General features: G+C 73.3%; 13 protein-coding genes. 7 read left to right on the top strand and 6 right to left on the bottom strand.

All coding sequences use genetic code 11. The annotated features are described in order from the left end of the window. Positions 1–2,844 (top strand): bifunctional glycosyltransferase/CDP-glycerol:glycerophosphate glycerophosphotransferase, encoded by a 2,844-nt coding sequence (locus ABCR83_RS23215; protein ID WP_462697070.1) that lies wholly within the window; start codon positions 1–3, stop codon positions 2,842–2,844. Then, positions 2,841–3,980: a glycosyltransferase gene (locus ABCR83_RS23210; protein ID WP_462697069.1), complete on the top strand. Its 1,140-nt coding sequence runs from the start codon at positions 2,841–2,843 to the stop codon at positions 3,978–3,980. The genes ABCR83_RS23215 and ABCR83_RS23210 overlap by 4 nt, the downstream gene beginning before the upstream one ends. An 86-nt stretch (positions 3,981–4,066) precedes the next feature. On the opposite strand, the gene ABCR83_RS23205 is transcribed toward ABCR83_RS23210, so the two are convergent. Then, positions 4,067–5,737, bottom strand: a complete 1,671-nt coding sequence (locus tag ABCR83_RS23205) for a glycosyltransferase family 2 protein (RefSeq protein ID WP_462697079.1) — start codon at positions 5,735–5,737, stop codon at positions 4,067–4,069. 116 nt (positions 5,738–5,853) lie between these two features. On the opposite strand from ABCR83_RS23205, the gene ABCR83_RS23200 reads away from it, so the two are divergent. After that, complete coding sequence (locus ABCR83_RS23200; RefSeq protein WP_462697068.1) at positions 5,854–7,449, top strand: glycosyltransferase family 39 protein; 1,596 nt, start codon at positions 5,854–5,856, stop codon at positions 7,447–7,449. Here the strand turns inward: ABCR83_RS23200 and ABCR83_RS23195 are convergent. From ABCR83_RS23195 to ABCR83_RS23180, 4 genes are all read right to left on the bottom strand, one after another. Then, the gene (locus tag ABCR83_RS23195; protein WP_462697067.1) at positions 7,442–8,323 is read right to left on the bottom strand and encodes a carbohydrate ABC transporter permease; all 882 of its coding nucleotides are present in this window, start codon (positions 8,321–8,323) and stop codon (positions 7,442–7,444) included. The genes ABCR83_RS23200 and ABCR83_RS23195 overlap by 8 nt on opposite strands. Then, positions 8,320–9,669 (bottom strand): carbohydrate ABC transporter permease, encoded by a 1,350-nt coding sequence (locus ABCR83_RS23190; protein WP_462697066.1) that lies wholly within the window; start codon positions 9,667–9,669, stop codon positions 8,320–8,322. The genes ABCR83_RS23195 and ABCR83_RS23190 overlap by 4 nt, the downstream gene beginning before the upstream one ends. Positions 9,670–9,681: 12 nt before the next feature. Continuing rightward, the gene (locus ABCR83_RS23185; protein WP_462697065.1) at positions 9,682–11,076 is read right to left on the bottom strand and encodes an ABC transporter substrate-binding protein; all 1,395 of its coding nucleotides are present in this window, start codon (positions 11,074–11,076) and stop codon (positions 9,682–9,684) included. Positions 11,077–11,286: 210 nt separating this feature from the next. Beyond that, entirely contained in the window at positions 11,287–15,993 is a 4,707-nt protein-coding gene (locus ABCR83_RS23180; protein ID WP_462697064.1) for an FtsK/SpoIIIE domain-containing protein, read from the bottom strand. A gap of 502 nt (positions 15,994–16,495) precedes the next feature. Here ABCR83_RS23180 and ABCR83_RS23175 point away from each other — a divergent pair. From ABCR83_RS23175 to ABCR83_RS23160, 4 genes are all read left to right on the top strand, one after another. Further along, a complete protein-coding gene (locus tag ABCR83_RS23175) occupies positions 16,496–18,241 on the top strand; it encodes a serine/threonine-protein kinase (protein ID WP_462697063.1) in 1,746 nt (581 codons plus the stop codon). 243 nt (positions 18,242–18,484) lie between these two features. Next, positions 18,485–19,792, top strand: coding sequence for a serine/threonine-protein kinase (locus ABCR83_RS23170; protein ID WP_462697062.1), 1,308 nt, complete (start codon positions 18,485–18,487; stop codon positions 19,790–19,792). Between the two features lie 77 nt (positions 19,793–19,869). After that, positions 19,870–20,976, top strand: a complete 1,107-nt coding sequence (gene prfB / locus ABCR83_RS23165; RefSeq protein WP_462697061.1) for a peptide chain release factor 2 — start codon at positions 19,870–19,872, stop codon at positions 20,974–20,976. A gap of 216 nt (positions 20,977–21,192) precedes the next feature. Beyond that, on the top strand, positions 21,193–21,876 hold the full coding sequence (locus tag ABCR83_RS23160) for a hypothetical protein (RefSeq protein ID WP_462697060.1): 684 nt from the start codon (positions 21,193–21,195) through the stop codon (positions 21,874–21,876). Between the two features lie 140 nt (positions 21,877–22,016). On the opposite strand, the gene ABCR83_RS23155 is transcribed toward ABCR83_RS23160, so the two are convergent. Further along, positions 22,017–22,211, bottom strand: a complete 195-nt coding sequence (locus ABCR83_RS23155; RefSeq protein WP_462697059.1) for a hypothetical protein — start codon at positions 22,209–22,211, stop codon at positions 22,017–22,019. Positions 22,212–22,249: the final 38 nt, after the last annotated feature.

Genomic DNA, 22,249 nt, shown 5'->3' with positions numbered 1-22,249 from the left:
GTGACCGCTGCTCAGACCCGACCCGAGGTCAGCGTCATCGTGATCGTCTACAACGACGCCGAGCGACTGCCGCGCGCCGTGCGGTCCGTCCTCGCACAGTCGCTGCACAACCTCGAAGTCCTCGTCGTCGACGACTGCTCGACCGACGACACCTTCGCCATCGCCCGCACCCTGGCCGAAGCCGACCCCCGGGTGCGCTGCCTGCGACTGCCCGCCAACAGCGGCGGCTGCGGCGCCCCGCGCAACGCCGGGATGCGGGCGGCCGCGGCGCCCCATGTGATGTTCCTCGACAGCGACGACGAACTGCCCTACCACGCCTGCAAGTCACTGCTGCTCACCGCCGAGCGCACCGGCGCCGACCTGGTCGCCGGGGCGGTCACCCGGCTCTTCGAACGCACCGGCACCACCGGCCTGTGGTACCCGGAGCTCTTCGCGGACTCCCGCGTCCTGGAGGGCATCCGCGCCGCACCCGAATACTTCCTCGACCACCTCTCCACCAACAAGCTCTACCGCGCCGACTTCCTCGCCCGGCACCGCCTGCGCTTCGCCGAAGGAGTGCACTATGAGGACCAGCTCTTCAGCGCCCAGGCCTACACCCTCGCCCAGCGCTTCGCCGTGGTCCCCTGGCCCATCTACACCTGGCGGCTGGCCGCCGACCCGGACGCCCCCTCCATCTCCTCCAGCAGACACCGGATCCGCAATGTGACGGACCGCATCGCGGTGGCCCGGCTGACCGACGCCTTCCTGGCGGAGAGCGGCAACTCCGACCTCGGACCCGCCAAGGACCGGGCGTTCCTCGGCCACGACCTCCGCCTCCACCTCGGCGACCTGCCCTTCCGCGACCGGCGGTGGACGGAGGAGTTCGCCGCCGCCGTCACGCCCTATCTGGCGACCCTCGCCCCCGAGGCCTTCGACGCCATCCCCCGCGAGCAGCGGATCTGCCAGTATCTGCTGGGCGCCGGCCGGTATGCCGAGGCCGCCGAGTGCGCCCGCACCCTGGACCGGCCCCGGCTCGCCCCGCGCCATGTCGTGCGCGACGCCGGGCGCACCTACTGGGGCGCCCACCCGCCCGGCAGCGCCCGCGACGCCGCCGAACTCGACATCACCGACTGGCACTTGGGCGACCAGTCCTTCGCCACCGGCCCGCTGCGGCATGAGGTGGCCAAGATCGTCCCGCATGGCTCATATCTGCGGATCACCCTGCACACCCACGATCCGGCGCGGCTGCTGTCCGGATCCACCGCCGTCACCGCCGAGCTGCGCATCACCACCGCCTCGGCCCCGCTCACCGTCCCCTTCCGCTATCAACCCGCCCCCCGGCAGGCCGGGTTGCGCATCGCCGAGTTCGGCCTGGACCTCGGCCGCGTCCCGCTCGGCCGCAAGGGATTCCGGGGCCGCCGCCACCCCGTCGTCCTCCTCGAGCGACAGGGCCTCACCCGCACCGACCCCATCCTGGCCCCCGCCGACCGGCCGACGCTGCGCGCCCGGCTCAACGGCCATGAGGTGCACATCGGTTGTGAGGGGCGCGGCGCCGGGCGGCTCGAGCTCGGCTGGGAGCGCGCGGGCGCCCTCGGCCGCGCCGAGGCCGTGGCCCCGTATCTGGCGCCGGTCCGCCACCGCATCCAGCGGCTGACCCGCCGCGTCACCGGAGTGCGCGGCAAGGCCCTGGTCTGCCATGAGCTGCACCGGCTCCCCGTCGACGACCAACTGGTCGTCTTCGAGGCCCTGGAGGGCCGCGGCTACGCCGACAGCCCCCGCTACATCCATGAGGAACTCCTCCGCCGTGACCTCCCGTTGCGCGCCGTGTGGTCCTACACCGGCAGCCGCACCGGCTACCCCGAGGGCGTGCCGCTCATCAGACGGGGCAGCTGGGAGTACGCCCGGACGGTGGCCCGCGCCCGCTACTGGGTGGATTCGCACGGCTTCCCGCTGCCCTTCACCAAACGCCCCGACACCCGCTACCTCCAGACCTGGCACGGCCAGGCCTTCAAACACATGGGCTTCGACGTGCCGGAGCTGCGGCTGGCCGGCCCCGGGCGGCTTCGGCAGCACCGGGCCATGGTGGCCCGCTGGGACGCCCTCATCGCGCCCAGCCCGGAGTTCGAGCGGACCTTCGTCCGGGCCAATGGCTTCACCGGCGAGCTGCTGCGCACCGGCCTGCCCCGCAATGATGTGCTCGTCCGCTGGAACGACCCCGAGCAGCGCGAGCGCGCGGCCACCACCCGGGCGCGGCTGCAGATCCCGGACGGGCGCAAGCTGTTGCTCTATGCACCCACCTTCCGTGACGGGGCCCGCGACAGCGGCGAGTCGATCAGGGTCGACCTGGCGGAGCTGGTGCGCGGCACCGGGGAGGAGTGGACGATCGTGGTCCGCCCGCACTACTACGAGCGCTTCACCGTGCCCCGCGAGCTGGGTCACGCGGTGCGCGACGGGCGGGAGTTCACCGACCTCAACGACCTGCTGCTCGCCTCGGACGCACTGCTCACCGACTACTCCTCGGTGATGTTCGACTACGCCAACCTGGGCCGGCCCATCCTGCTCTACGCCGACGACTATGAGCGGTACCGCACCACGGTGCGGGGCACCTACTACGACCTGGCCGCCATCGCCCCGGGCCCGGTGCTGGGCGACCCGGGCGAACTGGTCGCTGCCCTGCGCGACCTGGCGGCGGTGCGCGAGCAGTGGGCCGGGGCGTATGAGCGGTTCCAGGCACGCTTCAACCCCCTGGAGACGGGGCGGGCGAGCAAGGCCGTGGTCGACATGTTTTTTGCGGGCCGTGCCGATGAGGGCCGTGCCGATGAGGGCCGTGCCGTCCAGGAGTCCGAAGGGGGACGAGCCCGATGATCCGGCGCAATCTCTTCCTGGTCGGCGTCGATGTCGACTCGATGGGCGGTTCCCAGCGGGTGCTGCACACCCTTGCCCAGGGCTTCGCAGAGCGCGGGCACCGCGTGGAGCTGATCGGCATCCGGCCGAGCCCCGAACCGCACACCTATCAGGCCCGCCCGGCATACCGGCACGCCACGCTCTACCGCTCGCTCCCGCCACCCCCTTGGGAGGCCTGCTCGCTGGGCGAGCGGCTGAGCCCGGCCCGGCTGCGGGCCGCGCGTGCCGAGCGGCGGGAGCGGGACCGCGCCCGGGCGCGGCTGGCCCGCCGGTTCGCTGCGGTACCGCACGGCCTGGTCATCATCGGCTCGCCCTGGGCGGCGGACTGGCTGGAGCCGATCGGCCACCGCCTCAAGGGGATCGGGCAGTATCACGAGTCCTTTGCACAGGCCTGTGGCACCGACAACCTCCGGCTGATCCTCAGGCATTACCCCGCACTGGAGAAGTCGCTCTTCCTCAGCGAGGCGGATGCGGCGGAGTTCCGCCGCCGACGGCTGCCCAATGCGGCGGTGCTGCCCAATCCGCTGCCCTTCACCCCGGCGGGGCGGGCTCCGCTGGACACCCGGCGGATCGGCGCGGTCGGCCGGCTGGAGCCGGTCAAGCGGCTCGATCTGCTGATCGACGCCTTCGCCCTGGCCTGTGCCGAATACCCGGAGTGGGAGCTGCACTTCTTCGGCGACGGCCCGCTGGAGGGGCGGCTGAGGGCGCGGGCCGTGCGGCTCGGCATCGGCGGCCGGGTCCGCTTCCGGGGCAGTGTGCGCGATATGGCGGGCGCCTACCGGGAGTTGTCCGTGGTGGCCGTGAGCAGTGAGCGCGAGGGCCGCCCCATGGCGCTGGCCGAGGCGTCCGCCGCCGGAGTGCCCTGTGTGAGCTTCGACTTGTCGGGCGGGGTGCGCGAGCTGGTCGACCACGGCCGCACGGGCACGCTGGTGCCGCCGGGCGACACGGCGGCCCTGGCGGCGGCCCTGCGCGAGCTGGTCGAGGACGGGCGACTGCGCGAGCGCTATGGACGCGCGGCGCGCGAGCACGTCGCCCCGCTGGCGCTGCCGGTGGTGCTGGATCGCTGGGAGGCGCTGTTCGAGGAGACCGACCGATGAGGCCGCCCCAACAGGGCGGCCGCCAACGGCCATTGCTCTCCACCGGAAAGCCCGGCCGCACGGGTGTGCGCAACGGGTGGGTGTCGCTACGCGCCGACGGCACGTGCCCCCCGGCGGCGCACTCGGCGGACGGCGATGCCCAGCACACACCGCACCCCCCAGCCCACCCGCAGAGCGAGCGAACCACCGGCCGCCGAACAGGGCTGCACCAGCAGCACCCCATGGCGCAGGCTCGGCAGGGCGAACGGGCGCAGCCCACCCGCACCCCGCACAGCCGTCCGCACACACCCGCCCCGGAAACACCTCAACCCCACGCGCACGTCCCACATATGTGGCATGCCGTCCCGGCCGTCCGGCCCGGCGAGCGCGCCGAGCCGGACCGGCAACCGGGCGGTCCACCCGGAGCCCCACCCGGCCAGCGGTGCGCTGAACTCCAGCACCCGGCTGCCGCCCCGCAGCCGCAGCTCCACCTCCACGGCGTACGGCCGGGCCGGGGCAAGCCGCCCATAGAGCTCGTGCACCAGCAGCCACAGCTCGGCTCGTGCACCAGGCGGCCCCAGCCGCATCCGCACCGACGCGTCGACCGTGACCGGCAGCCGCCGGACCGGCTTGGCGCCGGGCCCGGTGAGCCCGTCGAGGGCGACCGACGGCAGGTCGTCCGCCCACACGGCACCGCCGCCCGCCCGGGCATACGGCGGCAGCAGCCGCGCCGGGCGGGCGGCGAGCTGGGCGAGCCGGTCAAGGTCGCGCGGCCGCTCGGCGGCCAGCACGACCCGGGCGATCCAGCGGGCCGGGGCGCGGGCGGCGGCCAGCTCGGCCTCGCCGTATGCGGCCAGGCAGTCCCGGGCGGTGCGCCACCAGGCCCGCCGGTAGGCGGGCCCGCGCGTGGGCAGTTCGCGTACATACATCCGCAGGTCGTGGTCGAGGAACTTGACCCGTGCCGCGTGGGCCAGCGTCTCGCAGCCCGCGGCGCGGTAGATCTCCACGCCGTGTTCATGGGCGCGCACCCGGGCCTGCCAGTTGGTGACGTTCTCCCGGTCGAGCGAGATGGACGGCCGGGCCGCGTCCCGGCGGACATGCCAGATGTAGACGGTGTCGGGGACGGTCGCGATGCGCGGGCGGGCCGCCAGCAGCCGGGCTCCGAAGACGAAGTCCTCGTAGGCGAAGGGTCCTTCGGGGAAGGCGATCCGGTGCTCGGCGAGAAAGCCGCGGGCGTAGAGCTTGTTGACGCAGAGCGTGTCATGCAGCAGCGCCGGGCGCTCCTCGGGGGAGTCATGGACGGCGGGCCGGTGATAGAGGCCGGGCTGCCAGTGCCGGTCGCGCAGGCCGGGGAGTTCGCGGCGTACGCACAGTCCGGCCGCGACCGGGGCGTCATGGCGCAGGGCGGCGCCCAGCAGCGCGGTCGCGGCACCGGCGGGGAGCACATCGTCGCTGTCGAGGAACATCACATAGGGCGCGGTGGCCGCCCGTACCCCGTCGTTGCGCGGGGTGCCGCAGCCACCGCTGTTGACGGTGCGGTGGATGACGCGCAACCGGCCATGTTCGGCGGCCAGTTGGTCGAGGAGTGCGCCGGTGCCGTCGGTGGAGCCGTCGTTCACGGCGATGACCTCGGCGACCGCCGGGCCCTGGCCGAGGGCGGAGCGCACGGCGTCCGCGATGTGTCCGGCGTCGTCGAAGCCGATGACGATCACGCTGACCTGCCCGGGCGGCAGGGCGCCGGGGGCGGGGTGCCGGACAGGGGTTCCGCTCTCGTTCACTGTCACGGAACATATTTTTATCCGCAAAGTAGGCCTAACCGGTGCATTCTCCTTGGAGGTGCGGCCGAACGGTATGGGAGGGGGCGGCGATGGGGCGGACTTCCCCAGGGGGCGCGGTGACGGAACCGGCCGAGGGCGCGCTCCCGGCGGTGGAGACCGCCGGGCGTCCGCCGGGCCCGCGCGGCATGCGGGGCCTGCGCGGTCTGCCGGGCGCGCGCGGCATGCGGGGCCCCGTGGCCGCCGCCGTGCTGCTGCCGGCCGGCGCCATGCTCGCCCTCGGGCTGTGGGGGCTGGACCGGGGCACCATGTGGCGGGACGAGGGCGCCACCTTCCAGGTGGCCCGCCGTTCCCTCACCGGGATCGGCCGGCTGCTCGGCAGCGTCGACGCCGTGCACGGGCTGTACTACCTGCTGATGCACGCCGTGCTGGCAGTGCGCGCCGATGAGGTCATGCTGCGGCTGCCGTCCGTCCTGGCCGCCGCCGCCACCGCCGCACTGGTCGGTGCCCTGGGCTGTCGTCTGGCGCGCCCCCGGGTGGGCCTGTGGGCCGGGCTGCTCTATGCCGCCACCCCGTTCGTCAGCCACTACGCACAGGAAGGCCGCTCCTATGCGTTGGTTGCCACGGGCGCCGCGCTGGCCACCAGGCTGCTGATACCGGCCGTCGAACGGGGCTCCGCCCGGCGGTGGGCCGGATACGGCGTCGTGGTCGCGGTCACCGCACTGCTGCATGAGTTCGCGATCCTGCTGCTCGCGGCGCATGCGGTGACGCTGCTCGGCTCCCGGGTGCCCTGGCGGACCTGGCGCGGCTGGGGGTGTGCGGCTCTCGCGTCCTGCGCCGCCCTCGCCCCGCTGGCCGTCCTGTCGCAGCGCCAGAGCGACCAGGTCTCCTGGATCAGGACGCCCGGATATGCGGAGGCGAAGGCCCTGGTCGAGGCGTTCGCGGGCCCCGGCCCACTGGTGCTGTCGGTGAGTCTGCCGCTGATCGCCGTGGCGCTGGTGGCGCCCCTGCCACCGCCCCGCGGCGGGAGGCTGCGACTGACCGCGGTGGCGCTGCCGCTCGCACTGGTACCGCCGGTCCTGCTCTATCTGGCGTCCCAGCGCCAGCCCCTGTTCCTCGACCGCTATCTGCTGTTCTGCCTCGCCGGGGTGCCGCTGCTGGTGGCCGCCGGGGCGGAGCGGCTGCTCGTGTCACTGCCCTGGCGGCGGATCGTGGTGGTGGCCGGGGTGCTGGCCATTGCGGCGTCCTTCGCCTGGCAACTCCCGTACCAGGAGCGGGAGCGGCTGCCCACCAGCCGGGGGGATGAACCGGCCCGTGTCGCCGCCGTGGTGGGGAGGCTGGCGGCGCCGGGGGACGCGGTGCTGTTCCTGCCGCATTACGAGCGCCGGATAGCCCTCTTCTATCCGCATGACTTCAGGGGGCTGCGTGATCTGACCCTCAAGCGGTCGGCGGCCGCCTCCGGCACGCTCTATGGGGAGGATGTCGGGACGGGGGAGCTGGGCGCGCGGCTGGCCCGGCTGTCGCCGCGGGCCCGGCTGTGGGTGGTGTGGGACACGACCACCGTCGGCAGTCGCTGGTTCCGTTCCCAGCGGGCCGACCACGCCAAGAAGCAGCTGCTGGACGGGCGTTGCCGGGAGGAGAGCACGGTGTTTGTGCGCGGGGGAGCGGTGTCACGGTATGCGTGTCCCGCCGCCCCCGGCCCGCACCCTACTTGATCGCCCCCGCCATCACCCCGCTCACAAACTGCCGTTGGAATGCGAAGAACACCGCCAGCGGAATAACCATCGAGAGGAAGGCACCCGACGAGAGGATGTCCACATTGTCGCCGAACTGACGGACCTGCTGCTGGAGGGCCACCGTGATCGGTGGATTGCCGCTGTCCGCGAAGATCAGCCCGACCAGCATGTCGTTCCACACCCACAGGAACTGGAAGATTCCCAGCGAGGCGATGGCCGGGCCGCCCAGCGGCAGCACCACCCGGGTGAACAGCCGCAGTTCACCCGCCCCGTCCAGCCGGGCCGCCTCCAGCAGCTCACGGGGGATCTCCGCGAAGAAGTTGCGCAACAGGAAGATGGCGAAGGGCAGCCCGAAGGCGGTGTGGAACAGCACCACACCCACCGTCGACTCAAAGATGCCCAGGGCGTTGAAGAGCTTCGCCACCGGGATCAGCGCCACCTGCACGGGCACCACCAGCAGGGCCACCACGGCCATGAACCACCAGTCACGGCCGGGGAATTCGAGCCAGGCGAAGGCATAGCCCGCGAACGCGCCGATCAGGATCACCAGCGCGGTGGCCGGGACGGTGATCAAGGTGGTGGTCAACAGGGAGTGCATCACCCTGTCGTTGTGGAACAAGGTGTCATAGCTGGACGTTGTCAGCTGTCCGGGGTGGCTGAAGACCTTCCACCAGCCGGACGCCGCGATATCCGACCTGTCCCGCAGCGAGGACAACAGCAGTCCCACCGTGGGCATCAGCCAGAACAGCCCGACCGCGACCAGGAAGAGCCGCATGATTCCCCCGCCGAGGCGGGAGGCAATGCGCGTCGGCAGTGACCGCCGGGCGCGAACGACCGTGTCCGCAGTGGTCATCGCCGCCGCTCCTTACGCATGCGCCGGATGTTGACGATCACCACCGGCAGTACCAGCAACAGCAGAAGCACGGCGATGGCGCTGCCCACGCCCTGGTTGACGGCCGTGCCGAAGGACGACTGATAGAGCTGGAGCGCCAGCACATTGGCGTCCGGCAGACTGGAGCCGGGCGCGATGATGTAGACCAGGTCGAAGATCTTCAGCACATTGATCATCAGGGTGATCACCACCACCCCGAGCACCGGTGCCAGCAGCGGCACCGTCACCTTGCGGAAGACCTGCCACTCGTTCGCCCCGTCCACCCGGGCCGCCTCCAGGAGTTCACGTGGTACCCCCGCCAGCCCGGCCGCGATGAGCACCATCGCGAAGCCCGCCCACATCCAGATGTACGCACCGATGATGGAGGGAGTGACCAGCGACGGGCCAAGCCACTCGACCCCGTTGTAGCGCGAGGAGAAGTTCGATGCGGGAAGCCGGAGTTGGGCCCCGTCCGCCGACTGCGGCAGCGTGAACGTCCCGTCCGGCGACGTCGTCGCCGAGGCCACCGCCTTGCCGCCGCGCACCGCCTCGACCTCGACGCCCTTCAGCGCCTTCTTGCCCTTGTCGATATGGCCCGGCGTGCCTCCGCCGCCCTTGACGAAGTCCAGCCATACCGTGCCGGTGACCTTCCCCGGCACCGCCTGCGCGGGAACGGCGTCCTTGGCGCCGCTCACGTCCTGCGGCTTCACCGCCACCAGCGGCAGCACCGCGGGCGTGCCCGCCTTCACCACCGTCTTCGTGGTGAACGAACCGCCCCCGCTCGCGGCCAGATCCCCGGTCGGCCGCGGATGCGCCCCGGGGTAGGGCGCGGGTTCGGCGAAGGTGTCATGGATGCTCACCCACACCGCGTTGGCGACCCCGCGATCCGGGTTCTGCTCGTACACCAGGCGGAAGATGATGCCCGCCGCCAGCATGGAGATCGCCATCGGCATGAAGACGACCAGCTTGAACGCCGTGCCCCAGCGCACCCGTTCGGTCAGCACCGCGAAGATCAGACCCAGGGCGGTGGCGATGCTCGGGGCGACGATCACCCAGATCACATTGTTCTTCAGCGCCGTCCGGATCCGGTCGTCGCTGAACACCTCGTGGTAGTTGTCGAAGCCCACCCAGCCATGGCCGGAGGCGTCGAAGAGGCTCCGGTAGACGGAGTAGCCGATCGGGTAGACGACAAGCGCGCCCAACAGGGCCAGGGCCGGCAGCAGGAAGCACGCGGCCACCCATGGCCGGGTGCCGAGTGCGCTCCCACGCCGCTTCCTCGGTGGCGGCGCTGCGGGGCCCGCCGGGGCCCCCGCCGTCGCGGTGGTCACCGTACCGGCCCGTCAGTTCTTGAACGCCTTGGCCGCGTCGGTCTCCAGCTTTTGCTGGGTGCCCGCCACGTCCGCCGGGTTGCGCAGGAAGTCCTGGAGGTCCTTCCACTCGCCCTGCCCCGGCTTGCCGCCGAAGGCCGCCGGTGCCTGGTCGGACATGTCAAAGCGGAAGTCGTCGCCCGCCGCCACCAGCGCCTTGGCGATGGACCGTTGGATGTCGTCCGGATAGGCGGCCGGATCCAGGTTCTTGTTGGCCGAGATGAAACCGCCCTGCTGCGCCCAGATCCTGGCGGCGTCCGGCGAGGACAGGAAGGTCAGCAGGGCCTGCGCGGCCTGGCCGCCCTTGAGGGCCACGCCCACATCGCCGCCCGTCACCACCGGCGCCTTGTCGCCGGTCTTGGGGAACGGGAAGACTTTGGCGTCCGTGCCGATCTTCGCCTTGGCGCCGGTGATGCTGGGGGCCACAAAGTCGCCCTCGTAGACCATGGCGGCCTTCGCTTTGTCGCCGCCGCTGAAGGTCTGGGTGACGGACGTGGGGAACTGGGTCTGGAGCGCACCGTTGTTGCCGCCCGCCAGCAGCTCCTTCTTGCCGAAGAGCTGGCCGAGGGTGGTCAGCGCCTCCTTGACGGAGGGGTCCGTCCACTTGATCTTGTGGACGGTGAGCTGGTCGTACTTCTCCGGTCCTGCCTGGGAGAGGTAGATGTTCTCGAACCAGTCGGTGAGCGTCCAGCCGTCCGCGCCGGCGACCGAGACCGGGGAGACGCCGTAGTCGGCGATCGTCTGCGCGGTCTTGAGGAAGTCCGGCCAGGTCTTGGGCTCCTGGGCGCCCGCCGCCTCGAAGATCTTGGTGTTGTACCAGATCAGGGACTTGTTGCTGGTCTTGAAGTAGACGCCGTACTGCTTGCCCTGGTACGAGCCGAGGTCCTGCCAGCCCTTGGCGAAGTTCTTGTTCAGCTCCGCGGTGACCTCGCCGCTCAGCGGCTTGAGCCAGCCCTTCTGGGCGAACTCGTGTAGTACTCCCGGCTGTTGGAGCATCGCCACATCGGGTGGGTCGCCGCCCGCCACCTTGGAGCCGATGAAGGAGGACATGTCGTCACCGCTGGGCACAAAGGACACCTCGGCGCCGGTGCGCTTGCTGAACTCGTCGAGGACCTTGGTGAAGTTCTTCTGCTCGGCGCCCGTCCAGACCGCGGCGACCTTGAGCTTCTGCCCATTGAGCTTGGGGAGTTGGACGGTGTTGGGGATGACGTCCGAGGCGCCCGGGGCGGGCTTGGTGCTCTGGCCGTCCTTGCCGTCGTCCTTCTTGTCGTCGCTGCCGCAGCCCGCCGCGGTGAGCGCCAGGGCTCCCGCCGCGATCAGCGCCAGTGCGCCGCGCGCCGCCCGTTTCCTCCGTGGAGCTGTAAGCATTGCCGTCCTTCCCGAGCCCGGACCCCGTGAACGACGGTGCCACCAGCCGCTGTTCGACCGGCTGTGCAGCCGCACCGCCGTGCGACAGTCCTACGCCTGGTCGGGGGTGGTCGCAATACTGTGCTCCAGGTCAACTCAATGATCGTGACCGGGATGTGATGTTGAATCAGGGAAGTGTGCGGTTATGTGGCGGCAAGGGAGCGGAGGTTGTCAGAGCAGCGGTGGAGCCGCCTGTGCTCCTGCCGACTGTGCGGCGCGCTGGAGGGCACTGGCGAGCAGCGCCAAGTCAGTTGGCCCATTGCCGAGTTCGCGCAGCGGGCGGCGGGTGGGCGGATCGCCCATGCGCCGCCAGTCCAGCGGCACCACGGTCGGGCGGAGGGTAGCCGTGCGCGGGATACGGCCGGTGACCCGGCCCGACTGGAACGGCGTCACCGCCTCGGAGTGCGCGGCGGCCGGCCGCCGCAGCCGGCCGCGGCCCGGGGCCGGGCCGCCGGTGCCGCCCTCCGCCGGGCCGCCGCCGTCGGCCGACGGCGGTGCGATCTCCAAGGAGGCCCGCAAGCCCGCCCGTTCGGCGGCCGCGGTGTCGGCCGTACGGTCCGGGCGGCCGGACGCGGCCACCAGGTGCACGCCGAGCCGCTCGCCCTCGCGGGCGACGGACTCCAGCGCCCGGACGACCGAACCGGCCGCCGGGCGGCCGGTGCTGCCCAGGGCCGGGGCGACCAGGGCGTCGAAGTCGTCGACCAGGACGACCAGTCGGGGCAGCGCGTTCTCCGCGGTACGGGTGGTGCTGTCGCTGTGCGCGGTGCGCAGCTGGAGGGTGCCGGTCGACGCGGGGTCGAGCTCACCGGTGCTGGGATCCACCGACCGCCGGGGACTCACCACCTTGGGCGTGGCCGGGGTGTGCCGGGCGTGCCACGCGGAGAAGTCGAGCCGGCCCAGCAGCTCGGCGCGGCGCTTGAGCTCCGAGCTGAGCGCCTGCGCGAACTCCCGCATCCGCACCGGGTCCGCGGCGGCCAGATAGGTTGAGACATGGGGCAGGTCGGTGCACACCCGCAGGCCCTCGCCGCGCTCCGCCGCCGCCCCGTCGACCAGCACCAGCGAGAGCCGGTCGGGCCGGTCCGCCGCGGCGAGCGAGGCGGCCAGCGAGCGCAGCAGCTCGGTCTTCCCGCTGCCGGGGCCGCCCTCCACCAGCAGATGCGGGCCGTCCGTCACCAGATCCACGGTGAGCGGTCCGTGCGGACCGGCGCCCAGCACGGCGACGGCCCGCCCGCCGGGCCGGTTGCCCCGGTCCAGGGCGGCCGCCCAGCGCGCAGTCAGTGACGCCGGAGTGGCCCGGGCGAGACCCAGCTCATCCAGCAGCCGGGCGGTACGGGGCAGCGCGGCGACCCGCGCGGTCTGCCCCTGGGCGTCCGCCGAGTCCGCCATCCGCAGCGGTGCCAGCGCCCGGGCGAACCGCTCAGCCCAGGCCTCGGACACCGCGTCGACGGCCGCGACGACCGTGCCCCCGCCCACGGCCGGCGTGCGGGGGATGACCTGGACCACCGTGGCCACGTCTCCGCTGAGCAGGGCGACGGCACCGCAGTGCGCGAACGCCGGGGAGGCACTCTGGGCGGTGGCGAGGGTGGCGGAGACCGGCGAGGAAGGGGTCGTCGCCGGGGCGTCCGCGAGACAGACGAGGTGGATGCCCGCCGCCGCGCCGTTGGCCGCCAGCCTGGCGACCGTCTCGCGCAGGACGGCCGTGCCCGGGTCGCCGTCCACGATCACCACGGTGTACGGGCCGCGGTGCCGCCCGGCCGCCGCCGCGACCGCCTCGGGCGGTGCGGAGGCCCAGCCGGGACCCAGCGGGCCGTTGTCCAGGCGGCGGGCCAGCTCGGCGGTGCGGGCCGCGGCCTGCTCGCGGTCGTAGGCGACCAGCAGCCGGCAGTCCTCGCCATGCGCCGGGCGCAGCTGCGGCAGCCAGCCGAGCCAGGCCCACTCCGCCTGCCGCTCCTCCGCGCTCCGCGAACGGTCGGCACTGATCAGCACGTACTCCAGCACCGTGGGGGAGTGCAGCGCCGCCAACTGCGCCAGGACGGACCGGGCCAGCCCGGACAGCCGGGCCCGGGGCCCGGCGAGGCCGAGCGACCCGGCCTGCCGCAGCCCGACCGTCACCGGCACGGAGGGCAGCGGACCGCTGCCCTCGGGCAGGCCGGTGCCATAGCGGTCGGCCGTGCCCAGCCGCACGGTCAGCAGATCCGGATGCTCCGGGCCGCGCTCCCACAGGCGCGGGCCCGGGCCGAGTGCCGTCAGCAGCACGGCCGCCGGATCCGGCCAGCGCTCGCGCAGCGCGGCCGCGGTGGCGAGGACGCGCCGGCTGTCGGTGGCCTCCAGGGGGGGCCTGCTCTGCACGGGCTCCGGCCGCTGGGCACCGCCGCGCGCGCCGGTGAGCCGACGCGCCCAGGCGGCTATGCCGCGGTTGCGCTTGCCGGTGCCCGACTCGGCGGCGACGGCCAGCGGGACGCCGCGGCCGCCGTGTGTGCCGGTGGCGGCGGTGCGGGGGGCGGGGGTGCCGAACCGGGCGGTGCCGATGGCTCCGGCCCGGGTGGTGTCCGTGGCACCCGCCGCTCCGGGGGAGTCCGTGGTTCCCGTCTGCCCGGGGGGAGTTGGTGCTCCCGGCGGCATGGCGCCCGTTGATCCTGCCGGGGCTCCCCCGATGGCCGGGCCGGTGCCTCCCGGGTGGCCCGTGCCGGGAGGGAAGCCCGTCGCTTCCGCGTGGAGTGCCGGTGCCCCCGGCTCGGCCGCACGGCGCGGGTCTGCCAGGGGGCTTGCCGAGAAGTCCGCAACACCCGTGTGACCGGCGAGACTTGTGGGCCCCGGTGTTCCCGGAGTGCTTGTGGCTGCCGTGTTTGTCGCGGAGCGACGGCTTCCGGGGAAGGCTGCCGGTACCGCGGTTCCGGCCGCCCCTCGCGGGCCCGTCGGCCGTGCGGCCTCCGGACCGCCCGGGGTTGTTGCAGGGCGGGTGCTCCCGGCGAAGCCCGGTGCGTCCGTGGCTCCCGGGTGGGTGTCCGGGACTCCGGGTGGGCCTGCCGTCCTTGCGGGGCCCGGGGGTGCGGCGTGCCGGGCACTCCCGGCGTGGCCCGCCGTTGCCGTGACCTCCGGGCCGGTCGGGGTGGTGGCCGGGCGGGTGCTCCCGGGGTGGCCTGTGGTGCCGGTGGTTCCCGGCCGGTTTGGGCTACCGGGGAAGTCGGGGGTTGCCGTGCGGTGGGCGCTCTCCGGGCGGCCGGTGGCTTCCGGCCGGTGGGTGCTGCCGGGGAGCCCTGATGCCGGGGTGCTCGAGGTGTCGGGGGAGCTTGCCGTCCCGGTGTCCGGTGTGCTGCCGGGGAAGCCCGGGGCCGCCCCTGGGTGATCTGCTCGGCGAGCAACGCCCACCGCCCCGGCGGGCCCCGTGTCGCCCGGGTTCGCGGTGGAGCGGGAGCTCCGGGGGAAGCCCGCCGGTGCCGGGATGCCCGGGCCCATGCCCGGCGCGCCCACCCCACCCGGGTCGCCCGGGAGCCCGGGGGACGCCGTGGAGCGGCTGCCCCCGGGGGGGTCGGCCGGCGTTGGGGCGTTCGGGGCGCCGGGTGGACTCGCCGCACCCGCGGCTCCCGTGCTGCCGGGGAAGCCCGGGGTTGCCGTGGGATGGGCGCTCTCGGGAGAGCCCGCCGCTCCCGGTTGGTGCGCGTGGCCGGGAAGCCCCGATGCCGGGGCGTTGGGTGTGTCGGGGGAGCCTGCCGTCCTCGGGGCCCCCGGGCTGCCGGGGAGACCTGGAGTCGCCGTGGTGCGGGTGTCCCCGGGGAGGCCCGCCGCTCCGGTGGTTCCCGGCAGGCCCGCGCCCCCGTGGTTTTCCGGTGCCGGAGTGCCCGGGGCGCCCGGACGCGTGCCCGCCGTGCCCGTGGTTCCCGCCGCTCCCGGCCCGCCCGTACCGCCGGGGAGGCCTGCCGGTGCCGGGACAGCCGGGTGACTCGAGCTCGTGCCCGGTGCGCCTGCGGCTCCCGCCGCCTCCGGTCGGCCGGTACCTCCGGTGCCGGAGAGGTCTGCCGCTCCCGTGGCTCGCGGCAGGCCCGCGCCCGCGGGGAGGCCTGCCGGTGCCGGGGCACCCGGGCCCCTGCCCGCGGCTCCCGCTCCCGGCGTGCCGTCACCGCCCGTGCCCTCGCGGGCGGTGCCCGCCGCACCCGCGCTCCGCGCGGGGCTTGGGCCCCCGGGCCCGGCGGGGGCCATGGGCACGCCGGTGGTCACGCGTAGGTGGCCCTCGCCGTCGGGGGTGGTGGGGAGCGGCCGGGCGGCGGCGGCCGCTTCCGCGCCGTGCAGTGCGAGGGTGGATTCGCCGACCCGGAGCAGGGGGCCGGAGCGGAACGGGACCGGGCGGTCGTCGACCGGGGTGCCGCCCAGGGTGGTGCCGTTGGTGGAGCCGAGGTCGTGCAGGGTGACCCGGCCGTCGTCGGAGACGTTGACCGCGCAGTGCAGGCGGGAGACATCGGGGTCGTCCAGCGGGATGTCCGCGGTCGAGGACCGGCCGATGCGTACCTCGCCGCCGTGCAGCAGGTGCACCCCGCCCGCGTCCGGCCCGGAGACGACGTGCAGCCGGGCGGTCGCCTCCGGCACGCCCGCCAGCGGCACCCCCGTGTGCCGCTCCGGGTCGGCCGGGGCGCCCAACGAGAGCACGGCACCGTCGATCAGCGGTGGCTCGCCCAGTGCACAGCGCTGGGCGTCCAGCCGCTCCGACCCGGCGTAGACCACGACGGGTCCGCTCCCGAGGTCGGAGCCCGCCGCCGCGACGGCGGCGGCAAGACCGCTCGCCACCCCGGCGAGCGCGGTCCCCGCGGGTGCCGTCACCAGCACATCGCAGGAGTGCGCGATGTGGCCGCCGAGCGGCCCGAGGACGGTCAGCCGGATCTGCATCGGCGTCCACAGTCCCTTCCTGCCCCGCTGCGCGGCGGGGGCAGCCCTTCCCCCACCTGCGCACGAGTGCTTCGGCACGTACACGTATAGGTCACCACGGAGTGCGGGGCCCCCGCTCCACCCCCGCCCTACCGTGCTGCGAGCATCCTCGCACCTGCCACCGACAGCGCGCCCGGGGAGAGCCAATTCGTGATCTTGACCGACCATCCGAGGATGCGAAGAGGACGCGAAAACGCCGGATCGCACCCGGGAAATGGCTGATTTGTTCCAGGGGTTGGCCGGAGTTTGACCCTGGGTTTCCGGTCTCCGCCGATCCCTTTCGGGCCCGTCCCCGGAGCCCCCGCGGCAACCAAGCGTCCCGAAGGCGCGTCTTTCTCCCAAGCCCCACCGAATTCGTCAATCCGGCGGTTCGGCGGACGGCACTACAGTGGGGCGGAAGGCCGAGTACGAGAGAGGCCACCACCAGCTTGGTTCACGAGATCACGACCAGGGAGCGCATGACGTGCGGCCGGTAGGCAGCAAATACCTGCTCGAGGAGCCGCTCGGGCGCGGAGCCACGGGCACCGTCTGGCGAGCCAGCCAGCGGGAGGCGGCCGGGGCCGAGGCCGCCGTGCCCGGACAGCCCGGCGAGACCGTCGCGATCAAGGTCCTCAGGGAGGAGCTGGCGAACGACGCGGACGTGGTGATGCGCTTCCTGCGCGAGCGCTCCGTGCTCCTGCGGCTCACCCACCCCAATATCGTCCGCACCCGCGACCTCGTCGTCGAGGGCGATCTGCTCGCGCTCGTCATGGATCTCGTCGACGGCCCGGACCTGCACCGCTATCTGCGCGAGAACGGCCCGTTCACGCCGGTGGCGGCGGCCCTGCTGACCGCCCAGATCGCCGACGCCCTGGCCGCCAGCCACGCCGACGGTGTCGTCCACCGTGACCTCAAGCCCGCCAATGTGCTGCTGAGGGACACGGGCGGACAGCTGCATCCGATGCTCACCGACTTCGGCATCGCCCGCCTCGCGGACTCGCCCGGCCTCACCCGGACCCATGAGTTCGTCGGCACCCCGGCCTATGTCGCGCCCGAGTCCGCCGAGGGCCGTCCGCAGACCTCGGCCGTCGACATCTATGGCGCGGGCATCCTGCTGTACGAACTGGTCACCGGCCGCCCGCCGTTCGCCGGCGCGACCGCGCTGGAGGTGCTGCACCAGCACCTCAGCGCCGAGCCGCGCCGCCCCACCACCGTTCCCGAACCCCTGTGGACGGTCATCGAGCGCTGCTTGCGCAAGCGGCCCGAGGAACGGCCCGGTGCCGAGCACCTTGCCCGCGCCCTGCGCGTCGTCGCCGCGGGCGTCGGAGTGCACGCGACCCCCGCGCAGGCCGAGGCCGCCCTCGGCGTCGCCGCCCTGCTCGCCCCCGACCCGCAGCCCGCCACGGTCCCCGGCACCGGCCTGGCCGGCGGGACGGGAGACGCCGACCCCACCCAGGTCCTGCCGCCGACGACTGCGGCGAACGGCGGGTACGACCCCAACGCGTACGACCCCAACGCGGCGACCAGCCTGCTGCCCAACACCCCGGCCGGTCCCGACGCCGGTCCCACCCAGGTGCTGCCCGCGGGCTCCGGCCCGTACGGCGGCGCCGACCCCACCCGCGCCATGCCGCCCGTCCCGCCGGAGCAGCAGGCCGACGGCCCGCACCCGTGGCAGACCCAGCTGCGCGCCGCCCGCGACCGCAATGACCAGACCCAGGTCCAGTACCCCGACCCGAGCCAGGACCCGCTGCGCCGCCGCCCCACCCGCCGGGCCGCACCCCCGCAGCACCAGCAGCAGTACCCGCCGCAGCAGCCCTACGGCCAACAGCAGCAGCCCTACGGTCAGCAGCCCCAGCAGTACCCGGCGCCCCAGCAACAGCAGTTGCCCTACGCGCCGCAGCGCTCTCGTAGGCAGCAGCCGCCTCAACCCCAGGCGCCCTACCAACAGCAGCCGCCCCAGCCGCAGCACTATGCGCCGCCGCCCGAGCCCGAGGCCCCGCGCCGCGAGCCCCGGCAGCGGCGGCAGCGCAGCGCGAACCCCATGCGCATCCCGGGGCTCGGCTGTCTCAAGGGCTGCCTGTTCATGATCCTGATCCTGGCCGTCGCCTCCTGGGCGGTCTGGGAGTTCACCCCGCTCAGGGACTGGGTCGCCGACGGCAAGAACTTCTGGGACGCCACCCGCGACTGGTACCACAGCGTGAAGGACTGGGCCTCCGGCCTCGGGAAGTGACACCTCCGGCCTCGGGAAGTGACAACCGGCCGGTGACCAGCCTCGGAAAGCAAACCGCCAAGGGCCGGTAAGGGATTGGGCACAACCCGGTTGCCTTCGCGCACCCGAAGGGTGTTTTCTGCCGCAGAAGCGAAGATTGGCACTGGTCAGTGCCCCTAACATCCCCTCAGCCGCGTAGTTTTGTCGGCGACGCGCCTTCGAAAGGGCGCACCTGTCGGATGTCGGAGGGGTCGGGGAAAAGTCTTGGCACGGAAGATCGGCAGCCGGTACACCGCCCATCAGGTCCTCGGCCGCGGCAGCGCGGGCACGGTATGGCTCGGCGAGGGGCCCGAGGGCCCGGTCGCCATCAAGCTCCTGCGCGAGGACCTCGCCTCCGACCAGGAGCTCGTCGGCCGGTTCGTCCAGGAGCGCGCCGCCCTGCTGGGGCTCGACCACCCGCAGGTGGTCGGCGTCCGCGACCTGGTCGTGGACGGCGCGGACCTCGCCCTGGTCATGGACCTCATCCGGGGGACGGACCTGCGCACCCGGCTGGACCGCGAGCGCCGCCTGGCGCCGGAGGCCGCCGTCGCCATCGTGGCGGACGTCGCCGACGGGCTGGCCGCCGCGCACGCCGCCGGGATCGTGCACCGCGACGTCAAGCCGGAGAACGTCCTCCTCGACATGCAGGGCCCGCTCGGCCCGGGCGGCGCCCACCCCGCGCTGCTCACCGACTTCGGCATCGCCCGCCTGGTGGACACCCCGCGCGACGCCCGCGAGCGGCCCGCCGCGCCGGGCGGCCGGGCGCCCGGACCGCGCAGCGTCATCGGCACGCCCGACTACCTCGCCCCCGAGATCATCGAGGGCCTGCCGCCGCGTGCCTCCGTCGATGTCTACGCCCTGGCGACCGTGCTCTACGAACTGCTCGCGGGCTTCACCCCGTTCGGCGGCGGGCACCCCGGCGCGGTCCTGCGCCGGCATGTCACCGAGACCGTGGCGCCGCTGCCGGGCATCCCGGACGAGCTGTGGCAGCTGGTCGTCCAGTGCCTGGCCAAGGCGCCCGCCTCGCGGCTGCGCGCCTCCGAGCTGGGGGTGCGGCTGCGTGAACTGCTGCCGGGGCTGGCCGGGATCCCGCCGCTCGACATCGACGATCCGGGGACGGAAGGGGAGGCGGGGGCCGACGGACGGGAGGGCGGCTACGACCCCGCGGCCGAGGCCGCCGCGGCGCCCGAGCCACGGCGGCGGGGCGCGGTGCCGCTCGTCCCGACCCCGGCCTTCGACTCCAGCCGCGACACGCACACCAGCATGCGGGTGCCCGGTCCGGAGGAGCTCGCGGGCGGCGCCAACGGCACGGCCCGAGCGCCCCGCGCAGCGGGCGAGCGCCGGGCGGGCTCCGCCCGCCGTCGCACCCAGGCGGAGACGGTCCGGCGGCGCCGGATCAAGCTGGGTGCGGCGGCGGTGGCGCTGGCCACGGCCGCCGGGGTGGGCGGCTGGTTCGCCACCGCGGGGCATGACTCGGGCGATGCCAAGCCGGGCGTCCATCAGACGGAGCCGGAGCCGGGGAACGGGCCGTAGCGCCGGGGTGTGTCCGTCGGGTCCCCGGAGGAAACGGGCGGGTCCTGGCCGCTCCGCGCAGCGGTTACGCTGGTTGCGTGGCAGTCGTTGACGTATCCGAAGAGCTGAAGTCCCTCTCCTCGACCATGGGGTCGATCGAGGCCGTTCTGGACCTCGACAAGATGAGGGCCGACATCGCCGTGCTCGAGGAGCAGGCGGCCGCCCCCTCGCTCTGGGACGACCCGGAGGCGGCCCAGAAGATCACCAGTCAGCTGTCCCACCTCCAGGCCGAGCTGCGCAAGACCGAGTCGCTGCGCGGCCGCATCGACGACCTCGGGGTGCTCTTCGAGCTCGCCGAGGCCGAGGGCGACGCCGACGCCCAGGCCGAGGCCGAGACCGAGCTGACCGCGGTCCGCAAGGCGCTCGACGAGATGGAGGTCCGCACCCTGCTCTCCGGCGAGTACGACGCGCGGGAGGCGGTCGTCAACATCCGCGCCGAGGCCGGCGGGGTGGACGCCTCCGACTTCGCCGAGCGGCTGCAGCGCATGTATCTGCGCTGGGCCGAGCGCCATGGCTACAAGACCGAGGTCTATGAGACCTCGTACGCCGAAGAGGCCGGCATCAAGTCGACCACCTTCGCCGTGCAGGCGCCGTACGCCTATGGCACGCTCTCGGTCGAGCAGGGCACCCACCGCCTGGTCCGCATCTCGCCGTTCGACAACCAGGGCCGCCGCCAGACTTCCTTCGCGGGCGTCGAGGTGCTGCCGGTCGTCGAGCAGACCGACCACATCGAGATCGACGAGTCCGAGCTGCGCGTCGACGTCTACCGTTCGTCCGGCCCCGGCGGTCAGGGCGTCAACACCACCGACTCCGCGGTGCGGCTGACCCACATTCCGACCGGCATCGTCGTCTCCTGCCAGAACGAGCGCTCGCAGATCCAGAACAAGGCGACCGCCATGAACGTCCTCCAGGCCAAGCTGCTCGAGCGGCGCCGCCAGGAGGAGCAGGCGAAGATGGACGCGCTCAAGGGCGACGGCGGCAACTCCTGGGGCAACCAGATGCGTTCCTACGTCCTGCACCCCTACCAGATGGTCAAGGACCTGCGCACCGAGCACGAGGTCGGCAACCCGCAGTCGGTCCTCGACGGTGACATCGACGGCTTCCTGGAAGCCGGTATCCGCTGGCGCAAGCAGCAGGAAAAGTAGGTCAACAGGCCGCATTGTCGGCCATAGTGCACGGATCCGCCTTGACGCTCTCCCGAAAAGTCGGAAGGCTGACGGGCGGCATGCGTATCACTGGGGTGCGTGTGGTGGGGGCGCGCCCCGGCCTGTGCGGCCGGAGTTGACGTACGCGACCCCCGAAGTGCCACGACCCTGTGCATAGCTGCTCCACTGACGACAGCTACTGGGGGTAGCAGGCAGATGACAAAGAAGACGCGGCTGCGCGCTGCGCGGATCACCGCGGGCGCGGTGATAGTCGCGGGTGCCTCGCTGACGGCCGCCGGTGCGGCCTCGGCCGCCGGGGTCGACGTTCCGCTCGGCGGTCTTTCGAAGACCGTTTCCAAGCCCGTGGACACCGATCCGACGGACAAGCCCACGGGCGGCCCGAAGCCGACGGGCGATCCCAAGCCCACTGGCGACCCGACCTCGATCCCGCAGCCCACGACGGCGCCGACGGACCCGCCGACGGCACCGACCCACGAGCCCACCAAGGACCCCACCAAGGGTCCGGAGCCTACCGGGGAGCCCACCCAGGGCCCGCAGCCGACCGGGGAGCCGACGTCCGTCCCGACGGGCGAGCCGACCCAGCCGACCAGCAAGCCCACCTCGAGTGACGGCAGCACCGGTGGCGACCACAACGGCACCACCGCCGGTGGCGCCGACGGCGGCAAGACCTGCCCGGTGGACACCAACAGCGGCAACTGCAACACGGGCACCGACAGCATCGGCGCCAAGCCCGTGCAGCAGGCCAAGCCCAAGGAAGAGCTCGCCCAGACCGGTGCCGGCCAGACCACCTTCCTGGTGGTCGGCGCCGCGACGATGATCGCCGGCGGCGTCGGTTTCCGGCTGCTGCCGCGCCTGATCAACCGCAATATCGCGGCCTGAGCCATGGCGTAGGCACGGCAGCACAGAGAGCGACAAGGCCCGGAGCGCATCCCGCTCCGGGCCTTGAACGTATGTACTTGTTGAACGTAGGTGCGTGAACGTAGCCAAAAGCGGGCCGGTGCCCGGCCTGCGCCCGGCCGCTACACGGCGAAGCTGCGGGCGAGCACGGCCACCGCGACCAGCGCCACCAGCAGCGCTATCAGCGTGGCCGGGGTCAGCCCGGCGAAAAAGCCATCCTGGTGCTGCAGCCGCTCCCGGCTCGCCCGGCAGACGGGGCACCTGCCCTCGCTGACGGGGGCCGCGCAGTTGGCGCACACCAGTCGGTCGCATGTCATGCGATGTCCTCCTCCGGTACGTCCAACGCGTGCGAGCG

Source organism: Streptomyces xingningensis (genome assembly GCF_054957865.1).
This window is presented reverse-complemented; position numbering and strand designations above follow the sequence as displayed.

Bases quoted from the DNA above. Each gene is read 5' to 3' on its own strand.
- ABCR83_RS23210 (WP_462697069.1), top strand. From the start codon at position 2,841: ATGATCCGGCGCAATCTCTTCCTGGTCGGCGTCGATGTCGACTCGATG.
- ABCR83_RS23195 (WP_462697067.1), bottom strand. From the start codon at position 8,323: ATGACCACTGCGGACACGGTCGTTCGCGCCCGGCGGTCACTGCCGACG.
- ABCR83_RS23185 (WP_462697065.1), bottom strand. From the start codon at position 11,076: ATGCTTACAGCTCCACGGAGGAAACGGGCGGCGCGCGGCGCACTGGCG.
- ABCR83_RS23180 (WP_462697064.1), bottom strand. From the start codon at position 15,993: ATGCAGATCCGGCTGACCGTCCTCGGGCCGCTCGGCGGCCACATCGCG.
- ABCR83_RS23160 (WP_462697060.1), top strand. From the start codon at position 21,193: ATGACAAAGAAGACGCGGCTGCGCGCTGCGCGGATCACCGCGGGCGCG.
- ABCR83_RS23155 (WP_462697059.1), bottom strand. From the start codon at position 22,211: ATGACATGCGACCGACTGGTGTGCGCCAACTGCGCGGCCCCCGTCAGC.